Source organism: Pukyongia salina, assembly GCF_002966125.1.
GTDB lineage: Bacteria > Bacteroidota > Bacteroidia > Flavobacteriales > Flavobacteriaceae > Pukyongia > Pukyongia salina.
In genome coordinates this window covers 1,896,944-1,911,180 of record NZ_CP027062.1, presented here as the reverse complement: position 1 = coordinate 1,911,180, position 14,237 = coordinate 1,896,944, and the positions used below count along the sequence as shown (strand labels likewise).

The 14,237-nt window shown below is 40.1% G+C and carries 10 protein-coding genes and 1 tRNA gene; 3 read left to right on the top strand and 8 right to left on the bottom strand.

What is annotated here, in order from left to right:
* Positions 1–2 precede the first annotated feature (2 nt).
* The 3 genes from ccoN to C5O00_RS08605 all read right to left on the bottom strand — a co-directional run bounded on the left by ccoN (position 3) and on the right by C5O00_RS08605 (position 4,872).
* A complete protein-coding gene (gene ccoN, locus C5O00_RS08615; protein WP_105216473.1) occupies positions 3–2,201 on the bottom strand; it encodes a cytochrome-c oxidase, cbb3-type subunit I in 2,199 nt (732 codons plus the stop codon).
* 2 nt (positions 2,202–2,203) lie between these two features.
* The gene (gene ccoS / locus C5O00_RS08610) at positions 2,204–2,395 is read right to left on the bottom strand and encodes a cbb3-type cytochrome oxidase assembly protein CcoS (RefSeq protein WP_105216472.1); all 192 of its coding nucleotides are present in this window, start codon (positions 2,393–2,395) and stop codon (positions 2,204–2,206) included.
* A 65-nt stretch (positions 2,396–2,460) separates the two neighbouring features.
* The gene (locus tag C5O00_RS08605; protein ID WP_105217615.1) at positions 2,461–4,872 is read right to left on the bottom strand and encodes a heavy metal translocating P-type ATPase; all 2,412 of its coding nucleotides are present in this window, start codon (positions 4,870–4,872) and stop codon (positions 2,461–2,463) included.
* Positions 4,873–5,485: 613 nt separating this feature from the next.
* Here C5O00_RS08605 and C5O00_RS08600 point away from each other — a divergent pair.
* From C5O00_RS08600 to C5O00_RS08585, 3 genes are all read left to right on the top strand, one after another.
* On the top strand, positions 5,486–6,700 hold the full coding sequence (locus tag C5O00_RS08600) for a phage integrase SAM-like domain-containing protein (RefSeq protein WP_158676812.1): 1,215 nt from the start codon (positions 5,486–5,488) through the stop codon (positions 6,698–6,700).
* A gap of 2 nt (positions 6,701–6,702) precedes the next feature.
* On the top strand, positions 6,703–7,269 hold the full coding sequence (locus tag C5O00_RS08595) for a hypothetical protein (RefSeq protein WP_105216470.1): 567 nt from the start codon (positions 6,703–6,705) through the stop codon (positions 7,267–7,269).
* 1,095 nt (positions 7,270–8,364) lie between these two features.
* Positions 8,365–9,039: a hypothetical protein gene (locus C5O00_RS08585; RefSeq protein WP_105216468.1), complete on the top strand. Its 675-nt coding sequence runs from the start codon at positions 8,365–8,367 to the stop codon at positions 9,037–9,039.
* Between the two features lie 17 nt (positions 9,040–9,056).
* On the opposite strand, the gene C5O00_RS08580 is transcribed toward C5O00_RS08585, so the two are convergent.
* The 5 genes from C5O00_RS08580 to ftsA all read right to left on the bottom strand — a co-directional run bounded on the left by C5O00_RS08580 (position 9,057) and on the right by ftsA (position 14,236).
* A complete protein-coding gene (locus C5O00_RS08580) occupies positions 9,057–9,968 on the bottom strand; it encodes a hypothetical protein (protein WP_105216467.1) in 912 nt (303 codons plus the stop codon).
* A gap of 193 nt (positions 9,969–10,161) precedes the next feature.
* A tRNA-Arg gene (locus tag C5O00_RS08575) sits at positions 10,162–10,235 on the bottom strand.
* A 10-nt stretch (positions 10,236–10,245) separates the two neighbouring features.
* A complete protein-coding gene (locus tag C5O00_RS08570) occupies positions 10,246–10,695 on the bottom strand; it encodes a GatB/YqeY domain-containing protein (RefSeq protein WP_105216466.1) in 450 nt (149 codons plus the stop codon).
* Between the two features lie 116 nt (positions 10,696–10,811).
* Positions 10,812–12,845: a cell division protein FtsZ gene (gene ftsZ, locus C5O00_RS08565; RefSeq protein WP_105216465.1), complete on the bottom strand. Its 2,034-nt coding sequence runs from the start codon at positions 12,843–12,845 to the stop codon at positions 10,812–10,814.
* Positions 12,846–12,901: 56 nt separating this feature from the next.
* Positions 12,902–14,236 carry a cell division protein FtsA gene (ftsA, locus tag C5O00_RS08560; protein ID WP_105216464.1) on the bottom strand — a complete coding sequence of 445 codons (1,335 nt, stop codon included), beginning with the start codon at positions 14,234–14,236 and terminating at the stop codon, positions 12,902–12,904.
* Between the last annotated feature and the right edge of the window lies 1 nt (position 14,237).

Sequence of the window (14,237 nt, the reverse complement as noted above, 5' to 3'; positions counted from 1 at the left end):
TCTTAGTTATTTGAAGATACCTCTTCGTTCGTTTTTACTTTTATATCCGTTCCTAAACGTTGGAGATAGGCTATCAAAGCCACAACTTCCCTGTTACGCATATCGACGAACTCTTGTCCGCTTTCGGCGGCAGCCTGTTTATCGGCTTCATAAGTTTTCTGGAAATCGGGATCGCTAAACAGGTTTTGTTCTATCTGTGTTCCCTGTTCCAGCATCCACTCCTGAGCCCTACCGATCTCCTCTTCGGTATAGGGTACCCCCAGACTCACCATAGCTTCCATTTTTTTCTCTGTAAGGGATTTATCAAGCTCATTGCGAATAAGCCATTTGTATGAGGGCATTATAGAACCTGAAGAGGTGGACTGTGGATCGTAAAAATGGTTAAAGTGCCAGTTGTCTGAATATTTACCTCCTACCCGGAACAGATCCGGCCCGGTACGTTTACTACCCCATAAGAAGGGGTGATCATATACATACTCACCGGATTTGGAGTATTCGCCATAACGTTCCACTTCACTTCGGAATGGGCGTATCATTTGCGAATGACAGGCATTACAACTTTCCCTGATATAAATGTCCCTTCCTTCCAGTTCCAGTGGCGTATATGGTTTTACGCTGGTGATCTTTGGTACGTAGTCGTCTACCATTAATGAAGGAATAATTTGAACAACACCTCCAATAAGGATAGCGATGGTAGCATAAATTGTAAGCTTGACCGGTCTTCTTTCCAACCAGGTGTGGTACCCTTCTTTAGCTGTTTTATGCTTGGTGACTCGCTTTAATGGTGCTGCCTCTGCCAATTCATCGGTTACTGCGGTTCCTCGTCTTACCGTTTGTATAACGTTCACCAACATCATGATAGCACCTAGAATAAACAGGCTTCCTCCAATGGCTCTCATCCAGTACATTGGGATGATCTCACTTACGGTTTCCAGGAAGTTACCGTAAACAAGAGTACCATCGGGATTAAATTGTTTCCACATAAAAGCCTGCACAAAACCTGCCACATACATAGGTAAGGCATACATAATGATACCAAGGGTACCTATCCAGAAATGCGCGTTAGCCCAGCCTTTGCTCCAGAGCGTGGTTTTAAATAATTTTGGAATTAACCAATAGATCATCCCAAAGGTTAGAAATCCGTTCCAGGCCAGGGCACCCACATGCACGTGAGCAATGATCCAGTCTGTAAAGTGGGCAATGGCATTCACGTTTTTAAGAGACAGCATAGGACCTTCAAATGTGGCCATCCCATACCCGGTGATCGCTACTACCATAAATTTCAACACAGGGCTCGTTCTTACTTTATCCCAGGCTCCCCTAAGGGTGAGCAGTCCATTTATCATCCCTCCCCAGGATGGTGCAATTAGCATAACCGAAAAGGCAACGCCCAGGTTCTGTGCCCAGTCTGGCAAGGCCGAATACAGTAAATGGTGCGGCCCGGCCCAGATGTAAATAAAAATAAGAGACCAGAAATGTACGATGGACAGTTTATACGAATATACTGGCCTGTTAGCCGCCTTAGGCACAAAATAATACATAAGGCCCAGGAATGGTGTAGTAAGGAAGAACGCCACCGCGTTATGCCCATACCACCACTGTACCAGTGCATCCTGAACACCCGCATAAACAGAATAACTTTTAAACGCAGAAACGGGTATTTCGATACTATTTACAATGTGTAACACCGCAACGGTAACAAAAGTTGCCAGGTAGAACCAAATGGCCACATACAGGTGTCTCTGTCTCCTTTTTAGTATGGTCCCGATCATATTTGCACCAAAGGCTACCCACACAAGGGCAATGGCAATATCAATTGGCCATTCCAACTCGGCATACTCTTTTGAAGTGGAATACCCTAAAGGGAGTGTAATGGCGGCGGCTACGATGATCAATTGCCATCCCCAAAAATTAACCTTACTTAGAAAATCGCTCCACATTCGTGCCTTTAACAGTCGCTGTAACGAGTAGTATACTCCGGCAAAGATGGCGTTCCCCACAAAAGCGAAGATCACAGCATTGGTATGCAACGGACGTAATCTCCCGAAACTCAGCCATGAAATTCCATCGGTCATGTTTGGGAATAAAAACATAAACGCCAGTATTAAACCGACGGACATTCCTATGATGCCCCAGAAGATGGTGGCATATAAAAAACTCTTTACGATCTTATTATCGTAATAAAACTTCTCTACTTCCATAATTAGTGCTTATCGTTTGTTTCTATTGGTTGATCTTTATTCGGGTCTTTTACGATTTCATCCTCAAATAACATACGTATAGAGGGAGTGTAAGTATCGTCGTACTGCCCTTTTCTAACCGAAACCACAAAGGCTATAAAGAAGCCAAGTGCCACGATCACACTAATACTTACTAAGACATAAATAATACTCATACCTATTTGAAATCAAGGTGTAAAAATAACCGGACTGTCTGCCTCCTAAAATGACATTCGTCAGGTTAAGACTTATTATTTTTTAATAATCGATCGCCATGAAATCGCGTGGCAACCGTTGTGAATATCACAATGCTGATCGAGCTTAGCGGCATAAGAATCGCAGCAACAACAGGAGCCAGGTGCCCTGTCACTGCAAAACCGAGCCCTACAATATTATAGATCAATGAGAGTACGAAACTCCACTTGATAATTTTAATACCGGTTTTGGACAGTCGGAAAAAATCTGTTAGTTTTTCAAACTGGCCTGCATCCAGGATCGCATCACAGGCTGGAGAGAAAACGTTTACATTTTCGGCAATTGCAATACCTACATTACTCTGTTTTAATGCACCGGCATCGTTTAACCCATCTCCCACCATCATCACTTTTTTCCCTTGCTTCTGAAGCTCTTTTATAAATGCTAATTTGTCCTCTGGTTTCTTACCGAAATACATCTTTGTTTTCTTCGGAAGTAAATGTTCCAGATGTTCCCGTTCGCCGTCATTATCACCGGACAGGATCACCACTTCTTTGTCTTCGGAAATAGAACTAAGTACTTCCGAAAGGCCTTCCCTGTAATGGTTCTGAAAAATGTAACACCCTTTATACAGGTTATTGCTGCTAATATGAACCGTTGTCTTATTTGCGGTTGTAATTGGCAAATGTTCCGAAGTATCTCCTTCAGAAACAAAACTATAAGAGCCCACTCTTATTAGCTGTTTATCAACAGACGCCTCAATCCCTTTTCCTACCTGCTCTTCGAAAGCATCGAGCGTCCTGATGTTGTGAACCTCCAGCATTTCGTACAAAGACCTGCTTAAAGGATGATTAGAGGCTCTTAGCGTGCTGTTAAGTAATTCTGTTTCTTCCGGGGTTAAGGCCACTCCCTCGTAGATAATATGATGTCCACTTCCGCTGGTAAGGGTTCCGGTCTTGTCGAAAACCACCGTGTCCACTGCTGCGATCTTCTCGATAACAGAAGCTTCTTTTACATAGAATTTCATCCTTCCGAAGATGCGCAACAAATTTCCCAGGGTGAACGGAGCAGCAAGGGCTATGGCACATGGGCAGGCCACAATGAGTACGGCTGTGAACACATTGAAGGCTTTATAAGGATCGTAAAGCAACCAGAAGAAAGTAGACAAAAATGCTATCCCCAGGATGGCTATTGTAAATCGTTTAGAAATACTGTCTGTAAGCGATTGAAAAATACTCAGGTGATCCTTACCAAAAATCTCATTGCTCCATAATTGGGTGAGATAACTTTGTTCAACTGGTTTGAGAACTTCTACTTCCAGAACACCTGCCTGTTGCTTCCCTCCGGCATATAGTTTATCGCCGCTCTTACGTGCAACGGCCTCAGATTCGCCCGTAACAAAGCTATAGTCAATTAGCGCATTTCCTTTTATAAGTATGCCATCAACCGGCAACAATTCGTTATTTCGCACCAGGATCCTGTCACCCTTCTTTATCTCATATACTTCTATTTGTTCTTCTGAAATTTCTTCGGAAGTATTGTTAAGGCGTGTTACGGCAATAGGGAAATACGACCTGTAATCTCGTTCGAAAGAGAGATAATTGTAGGTTTTCTGCTGAAAGAATTTCCCAACGAGCAAGAAAAATACCAGGCCTGTAAGGCTATCGAAAAATCCGGTACCCCAGTTAAAGACGATCTCCATGGTGCTTCTTACAAAAAGTACCAGGATACCTAGTGCGATGGGGACGTCGATATTCAAGATCTTAGATCGTAATCCTTTAAAAGCCGATATGAAATAATCCTGGGCAGAGTACAGTACAACCGGAACCGAAAATGCGAACATTAGCCAGCGAAAAAGCGGTTTGAACCGGTCCAGCCAGAACTCATTTACCTCAAAATATTCGGGAAATGACAGGAACATCACATTTCCAAAAGCAAATCCAGCTACCCCAAGTTTATAGATTAGACTACGGTCTATAACCCGGTCTTTTTTATTGGAATCTTCAAGGGAGATATAAGGTTCGTAACCAATTTTACTTAGAAGTAATACCAGATCTTTCAAACTAAGTCGATCAGATCTGAAGGTAATGCGGATGGTCTTTTCGGGAAAATTAACCTGGGACGCCTGAACAGCAGGTTGTAATTTATTAAGGTTCTCGAGCACCCAAATACAGGAACTGCAATGGATAGCAGGAATGACAAATGAAACCACATTAGTGTGTTCATCGCTAAAGTCCAGGAGTTTTTCAGCAATAGATGGATTATCGAGAAAGTCGAATTTATGTTCAAATTCCCTGGGCGAGACCCCGGGTGTTCGTTCTAGTTCGTAATAGTAGCTTAAGTCGTTATCGTGTAATATCTCATATACCGTTTTACAACCATTGCAACAAAACGCCTTCTCTTTATGATATACGGTTTCATTAACGCAAGAATCACCACAGTGGGTACACTGCTCCATATCCATTAGTATTACTCATTACCTGGCCCAAAAGTAAGCTGGGGTAAAATTCTCAACAATGATAAATATCAACTTTTGATACGAATAGGATTACTGCGTGATCCTCAGTTGGCTCGCCTGTGCAAATAGGGACCGAACACGTAAAATTGATCCGGTGGATCAATTTTAGTGAGGGGCCAGATGGTGCGCGGGATAATCCTTAATTCAAATCGCTTTTGATACCAATCGGATTACTGCGTGATCCTCAGTTGGCTCGCCTGTGTAAATAGAAACCAATGCTGTCGCATTGTGTTTCTTGTTTCAAATCGCTTTTGAAAACAAGTTTTCAACGCTATTTGAAACAAGAAACCACGCCGTTGGCGTGGTTTCTGCTTGTAGTGACCCCGGGAGGACTAAAATACTATCTATGATGAGGTCTCTTATTACCTGTATTTTATTCTACAAACACCTAATTTTATTGGTTTAATTGATAATCGATGCTAATAGATTTTTTCATATTTTACTATAATTATGGATACATATTTGGATACATTTTGTATTTTTGAGAAAGTAAACGACTGTAATGAAAATCACATTTTACCTCCGAGGAAAATCAAATCCCTCTACAATTTACATGAGAGCACGAACCGAAGTGCATGATGTAAAAGTCTCTACACCCTACAAAGTTAATCCCAATCATTGGGAGAGTGGCAAAGTCAAAAAACACAAGATTTCACGTTCTGTAGACCACAATACCCACCAAAAAAGGAAAGAAAATGAGGCTTTGGATACCTTGAATAAAAACCTGGAGGATCTTCGAACAAACATCACAAACGCCTATTTCAAACAACAACCAAAACTTAATCCTAAATGGTTAAGAAATAGTCTTAATCCTACCCCAACGACTTTCTCGGAATATGTTCCTGTTTACCTAAGAATGTCAAACTTAAAACCTACTACCGAAAAGAAAATACATTCAACATTAAACAGACTGTTAGCATTTCGTGACGTTCAGTTAACAAAGGTAGATAAGTCATACCGACGGGAATTACTCGAACATCTTCAACAATCAGGTTATGCGCATAATACCCAAGTGAATACTCTGAAAGTTATGCAAACTATTTGCACTCATGCTTACGACAATGATATAGACGTGCATCCAGATAGCATGAAACTTACAAAAAAATTGAGTTTTAATAAACCTCCTCATGTTTATCTAAACTTGTCTGATCTTGTTGCTCTTGAACGTACAGAAATGCCTACACAACGACTGGAGATTGCACGTGACTGGTTACTTATTTCATGTTGGACTGGACAAAGAGTGGGAGACTTGTTTACGTTTTCAAAAAAGAAAATCATAACTGTCGAAGGTCATCGATTTATTAAGATAAAACAAAGTAAGACGAGCAAACAAGTTAAAATCCCAATTAACACAACCATAGAACGTATTTTAAGCCGTTATGGTGGTGAATTTCCTCCTATGGTTGCAGATAATAAATCTAGTAATGAAGTAATCTATAACAGGCTAATTAAGAAGGTTTGTAAGATTGCCGGTCTAGATGAAATGGTTGAGGCCAACCTAAGAAATCCGAAGACTAATCGTTATGAAGTTTTAACTGTTCCGAAATGGAAAGCCGTTAGCAGTCATATAGGCAGAAGATCCTTAGCAACTAATTACTTCGGAAAACTTTCTACTGGGTATATAAAAAAGATAACCGGGCATAAAACCGAACGACAATTGCTTGACTACATTGGAGAAGAAGATGATGATGATACTTATATAGAAATCGCCCGACAAGTAAAGGCACTCGAACATTCACCCCTTATATTAGTAAGTAAAACCAATTGATCATGTTTTATACACCAGATCTACCGTTAACATTAACACCCCAGGAGTATCCACAGAAGTTTGAATTTGAACTACAGAGGTATATTAATGAATATTATGGAGACCGTTATGAATTTATAATGAATCTATTGAATCGATTAGAGGAAGTCTACTTATATACTCTTCTCGGGGAGGAAGGGTCCGAAGTTGGACCGATAAGAGCAAAGGAAATTCAAGATGCTGAAAATGAGATTGGTCATCCACATAAATTTGCAAATATGCAGCAACGAAAAATAGATTTCTTAAAAAGTGAATTAGCAAAAATTAAGGATGAAAATGTACAACCATTACAACTAGGTATTAACGGTTGTCTCAAAATGACAAAAACCGAAACCGTTGAGTTAATCCGTGCTCTAGATTCTGCAAGTTGCCTAAATGTCAATCTAAAAACCATGTACGAGATATTTGGTCTAATGATAGGCGAGAAAATTGATGGAGACAAAATAAGTGCAAAAGTTAAAGAACGCCATAATACCTTATTTATAGACAGACTAAAAACATCTTTTCACGATATTTTTCTGAAAAGTTAAATAAAAAATCAAAACTTTAACAGGGGAGGTACCCTAAAGGTCTCCTTTCCATCTTCAACACCTTATTTACGTTTGTACTGAATTAATATACAGTACAATGGAAGTAAATAATAAGAGGGCGAATAGCCTCGAAATCACTAACAAGTATCTTACCAAACCAGAGTGCGCAAAACTAATCAAAAGTGCACCATCTACAGTAGACAAGTATCGCAGACTAGGTATACTCCAGGGGTATAAGATCGGAGGAAAAATATTGTTTAAACTGGCTGAAGTTGAAGCCGCATTAATCAAAGTATAATGACGATACGACTGGTTTATAGGGAAATCACGGAAAAACGTAGTAAGACTTCTAAGCATTATCACATAGAAAGTGGAGATCCAAAAAATTACATAAGGGACTATATCAGAATTTCATCGGACAGAGGGTATGCTAATAGATCTCGTCCTGAATTTTGGTTACATGAACATGACGGAAGAAGGTTTCATCGACGTGCTTCTACTGGGTTGTTTAAAACACCTTTATCAGGAGAAGTTTATTTTGGTGACCTCATCCAAAAGTCTCACACCATAATTGTGGCACGTTCTTTTGATCGTCTTGATATCACCATAAGATTAGACTTCTATCCATGGGATAAACGATCACATCCCAGACTAATTGCATCTAGGATTACAAAGATTTAGGAAATAAATAAACCGTCTTTCGGTGCATACCCTCTGAGACGGTTTAACGACTGTAAGGAAATCACGCCTTACGTGTTAAAGATAATAAAAAAGTTCGATTTTATCGGTCAAAAAATCTCTGTTTGGGTCGAACAAATTAAAAGTGGTTACAAAGTAGTGCAGAGCCACATGGCGTGACACCAGGTTATCCTGGGCCGACCAGCCAGCACAGGCAATAGATTAGGGCGGGAGTTGCCCCTATTGAAAGTGGTCGGAGTGTGAATAATGAGCCGACAGGCCGACGGAGTAAGTAGGTAAGTCAAACATTAAGCACAGGCACAGGGACTCCCTTAGGGTTTCCTGTGCTCATTGCAAAGCCTCTTAACCTCAAGAGAAGATAGATATAGAGAATTAATCTAATGTAGAAACAACAAAATGACTAAGAAAAAAAGTAAACAAAAGTTAACAGAATTTGATCACTTAAAAAAACCAAGTGAAGTTCGTGAATACTTAAATTCAAATCCTGACGATTACGGAATACTATTAGAAAGTCTTCAAAATAGATATGCCGAAACATTCGCCAAAAAACAAGGGAAAGAAAATGAAATTTTTGAGATGGTTGCAGAATGTTATAGATATAAGGATAAACCAGAATTAGAAACGCAACTGAGGAATATCACGTATGAAACTAATCACAGCATCATTACCTCTTGCATTCATAATTATATAATACAAAATCGATGTTTCCCCACCATTCAAAGTATTTCGAATGAAACTGGCTTATCACGTAAAACAATTTACAATCACCTTACTTCTGGTTTACATACTGACTTTAATAAACTAGTAAAAGGAAAACTTGAATACATGGCTTCTCATGCACTATCTAAACTTTATCTCATAGGTATTCAAGAAGATAATGCAACGGCCTTAAAATCTTTTATAGAAATGACCGGTGCCGCAAAACATAATGCTCCAACCATAGTAAATAACTATATTCAAATAAATGGTCTTAGGATAACCCAAGAACAAATAGAAAAATTTCCTGAAGAGTTGATTCTTAGAATCGAATCTTTTATGGCGCAAGAATTGAACGGCGAATTAAAGAAATAGAGGTTGATCCTTTAAAGTTACTTTATACAATCCAACTTCTTTATAAAGAATTCTGTGAAAAACAGGTCGGTATAATCATTATAATATTCAGTTCCATTAAGTCGAACTGTTTTTATTGGTGACCTTTTAAGCCTGGCAATTTCATTAGAAGTAATTGTGGCAACAAGTTCAAATCTTCCACAATCTATGTCACCCCTATGATAAAAAGTAATTATATCCCCATTTTCCAATTTGAACTTTGCGGTTGATCTATTATGCGAATATGGACTAACGCACCCTAAATCAGATGAAGTCCATATATAAATATATTTCGCATTTCCGTACCTCTTCAACGTTACGCCTAATTCACCTAGTCTATATTTTGGATATTCATCTATGTAATATTTCTTAGTTTGTAGTCTACGTTTTCCTGAAAATTCATCTATCTCATCAATTGTTATAGAACAACTATCTATATAGTTTTCCTTTTCCTTTGCCTCCTTAATCCGTCTTTCTTCCATTCTTTTTTCTCGAGCCAAATTTTCTTGCTTTCTAATACTATCTTTTCTTGCTTTATCAGCATTCACTTTTGCTAAAAGCAAAGAATCCTCTATCCTTTCTCGTTCCAATCTTTTTTGAATTGCCAATTGACGATTTTTTTCCGCCTGTAGTTTGACTCTTTTCTTGATATTTAAAATACTTTCATTGATATTCAAAAACGGTTCCTGGACATACCCAATACAACCCTTATATTCTATTTTCCACCAATTCTCCGCAGCATATTCTAGAACATAAACTTTGTGCCTCTTTTTAAATTTCTCGCATTTGTGAAATGACATAATTGATGGTTGATTACTAATATTGCCATTACGCACAAAAACGGTTTCAACTTTTTGAGAATGGGCAACTATTGTTACAAACAGGAAAAGAACTAAACTAGAAAATCTCATTTTAATAAATAATTTTATATTCAAACATAAGATGAAGGATTCATAATCGACTTATGAATTGACATGATAAAAATATATCTCATAAAAACCATACGGTTTCACGTAATCCACGAAGTTAAAGGATATTATGGATACAATTATGGATACAAAAAAAAATAACTCCTTGTAAAACAAAAAGTTATTTTTATTGTAGTGACCCCGGGAGGATTCGAACCCCCAACCCTCAGAGCCGAAATCTGATATTCTATCCAGTTGAACTACGGGGCCAATACTTATTTTAAGACAACCTTGCTTTTACAAGGGAAGAGATGGTCTTGCCGTCTGCGCGACCTGCTAACTCTTTATTTGCCATACCCATCACTTTTCCCATATCCTTCATGGAATCTGCTCCGGTTTTTCTTATTATTTCTTCAACAACTGCCGCCACTTCCTCATCACTCATCTGCTCGGGTAAAAATTGTTCGATAACTTCTGCCTCGGCTATTTCCGGCGCAGCCAGATCCTCCCTCCCCTGTTGGGTGTAGATGGATGCACTGTCCTTACGTTGCTTTACTAATTTTTGTAATATCTTGATCTCCTCATCTTCAGAGAGCTCTCCCTTAGCACCCGTCTCTGTCTGAGCTAATAAGATAGCAGATTTCACCGATCTCAATGCCTGTAAAGCAACCTGGTTCTTATCTTTCATGGCGACTTTCATCGCATCCATTATCTGTTCTTGTAAACTCATTTCTTCTCGCTAAATCAGACCGCGAAGATACATAATAATTAACATTCGAAAAAGAAAAGACCCGTATGCATATAAAATTCATACGGGCCAAATCTGCAACGATTTAATTTAAACAATTAATCTACATTATCATGAAGGAATGAGTTATTTGAACGTAGTTCGATATTATCGTCGTCTGTATTTACCGAGGTTCTTGAGATATTGGTATCTTCAGAACTTTCGGTCTCATCCAGATCGATCCCCATACGCTTATATGCCGGTTGCTTTTCAATATCTTCTATCTTAGAAGCACTATTCCTGAATTTGTAATTGAATTCTTTCATCATCTTCTTCCGCTCTTCGGTTCTGTCCTTCAAAAGCTTGGAAATAGGTGTATTCAATGGATCTGCCGGTTCGTCATCAGGGGCCTCTTCGGTTTCCACATCTTCTTCAGTTCTTGTTGAAAATGCAACTTCCTCATCCTCTTCTTCACCAGCGGATGGTTTTGCTTCGTTAAGCATAGTCTCCATTTCCTGGTAATCGTCCAGACTGTAGCGCTTAACTCCTTCGTCTGAAATTTCAGTAACTGGAACAACTTCAATGGCATCCTTCACTTCGATCTCTTCCACACTTGAGGTTGCAACCTCGAACTCTGGTTCTTTCTTTTTTGGTTTTTCTGAAGTTTCCTCCGTCTCAAATGCAGGAAGATCGAACATTAGCATCTGGTCCTCCTCTTTTTCGGTATTATTTTCAGGAACCGATTTTACTTCCGAAGTAACTCGTAATTCCTCCTTCTCTTCCACGATCACGAAATCATTTACATCGATCTCGTTGATAATGACCTGTTCAAATTCCATCAAATGATGAATATCGATCTCCTGATAATTCACCTCTATATTTTTTATTAGCTCGGAGGTTTCAATGTAATCTTCAAAAGGTAATTCTTTTGTTTCACGCTTAGTCGCTTCCGGCTTTTTTACAACTTGGTCTTCTACCTCTTCTTCCTCAAATAAGGTATGACGGATCACCGGAGCCGATTCCACCTTGCTTTTTGCGGCCTTTTCCATAACCGGAATCTCAACGGGTGAAGCAGTTGGTTTTGGCGTTAACACATGTTCTGCCTTCTGTTCGTCCTCCAGGGTATGGATTATTTTCTTTGTCTCTGTGTTCACGATCTCATCCTGCTGTTCTGCATTAAAGCCAGTAGCAATTACCGTGATGGCTATCGCTCCATCTAAAGACTCATCTTCTCCAACTCCCATAATGATATTGGCGCTGTGGCCTGCTTCATCCTGGATATAATCACTAATCTCACCTATTTCATCTATAGTGATCTCCTCACTGCCCGAAACTATAAGTAGCAATACATTTTTTGCCCCTTTGATCTTGTTATCATTAAGCAACGGAGAATCCAGTGCTTTAGTGATGGCCTCTCCGGCTCTGTTCGCTCCAGTTGCACTGGCACTTCCCATAATTGCAGTTCCACTGTTGGCAAGAACGGTCTTTGCATCTCTAAGGTCAATGTTCTGTGTATAGTGATGGGTGATCACTTCCGCTATCCCCCTGGCTGCGGTTGCCAACACTTCATCAGCTTTTGAAAATCCGGCTTTAAAGCCCAGATTTCCATATACTTCACGAAGTTTGTTATTATTGATCACGATAAGGGAATCCACATTCTGTCGTAAATTCTCAACTCCTATCTGCGCCTGATCGTTCCTTATCTTACCTTCAAACTGGAACGGGATGGTTACAATCCCTACGGTAAGGATATCCATCTCCTTAGCCATCTTTGCGATGATTGGAGCAGCTCCCGTACCGGTTCCTCCACCCATTCCTGCAGTAATAAAGATCATCTTGGTATTAATGGTGAGCATATTTTTGATCTCTTCCATACTCTCTACCGCAGACTGTTCTCCTATCTTAGGATTAGCTCCGGCACCCAGGCCCTCCGTTAGGGAAACTCCTAATTGGATCTTTATGGGAACCGGACTATTCTCCAGGGCTTGGGAATCTGTGTTGCAAATCACGAAATCCACTCCTTTGATCCCCTGACTAAACATGTGGTTGATAGCGTTACTACCGCCTCCCCCAACTCCAATAACCTTTATTACATTGGATTGATTTTTAGGCAGATCGAACGAAATGTTATCAAATTCTGTGTTGCTGCTCATACTATTAATTTTGTGAGGTTTCTATTGTCTATATATTGTATCGCTTTTAAGCGTGTCTATTCTGCGTTATCTAAAAACTCTTTGAACTTCTCTGCCCATTTATCGAAGAATCGTTTTCTTTCCTTCGGCGTTTCATCCATGGTTTCATTTTCTTCTTCTTGCTGAACCATGCCATCTCCTCCAGAGTTTGCTTCCGATTCGACCACCGCTTTTATCTGTGTGGCGTGATCACGGCTATTAAGGCTGTCCAGTACCAATCCCACAGCTGTTGCAAACATCGGGCTGGTTGTTTCCGAATCACTGTCACCCGCCAGATGTTCATTGGGATAACCAATACGGGTGTCCATCCCAGAAATATATTCTACCAGTTGTTTCAGATGTTTCAATTGAGCACCCCCTCCGGTTAATACTATTCCTGCAATGAGTTTCTTCTTTTGCTCTTCATGGCCGTAATTCTTGATCTCCAGATACACCTGTTCGATGATCTCTACAACCCTGGCATGTATGATCTTTGAAAGATTCTTCAAGGTGATCTCCTTAGGTTCACGCCCACGTAAACCGGGAATAGAAACAATTTCATTATCCTTGTTCTCTCCGGGCCATGCCGATCCAAATTTTATCTTCAGTAACTCTGCCTGCTTCTCTATAATGCTGCAACCTTCCTTGATATCTTCAGTAATTACATTACCGCCAAAAGGAATCACCGCAGTATGCCGTATGATCCCGTCTTTGAATATCGCCAGATCTGTGGTACCACCTCCAATATCGATGAGGGCTACTCCGGCTTCTTTTTCTTCCTGACTCAAAACCGCATTTGCAGATGCCAAGGGCTCCAGGGTAATACCCGATAGTTCTAATCCGGCACTTTTTACACACCGGCCAATATTTCTTATGGAAGATACCTGCCCAACAACAACATGAAAATTGGCCTCCAGCCTACCTCCGTACATCCCAATGGGCTCCTTTATTTCTGCTTGCCCATCTACCTTGAAATCCTGTGGAAGCACATGGATAATTTCCTCCCCCGGAAGCATCACTAATTTATGGACCTGGTTACACAATCGATCTATGTCATCCTCGTCAATAACTTCATCACTGTTGTTCCTGGTGATATAATCACTGTGTTGTAAGCTGCGAATATGCTGCCCAGCTATCCCTACAACCACTTCACTAATCTTCATCCCCGATGAAGCCTCTGCGTCCTGCACTGCCTGTTGTATCGATTGTATGGTTTGAGTAATATTATTTACCACCCCACGGTGTACGCCAAGACTTTTGGATTTCCCTATTCCCAGGATCTCCATTTTGCCATACTCATTCTGCCTGCCTATCATAGCAACGATCTTCGTTGTTCCTATGTCTAATCCTACGGCTATATTTTCGTGTTCCATG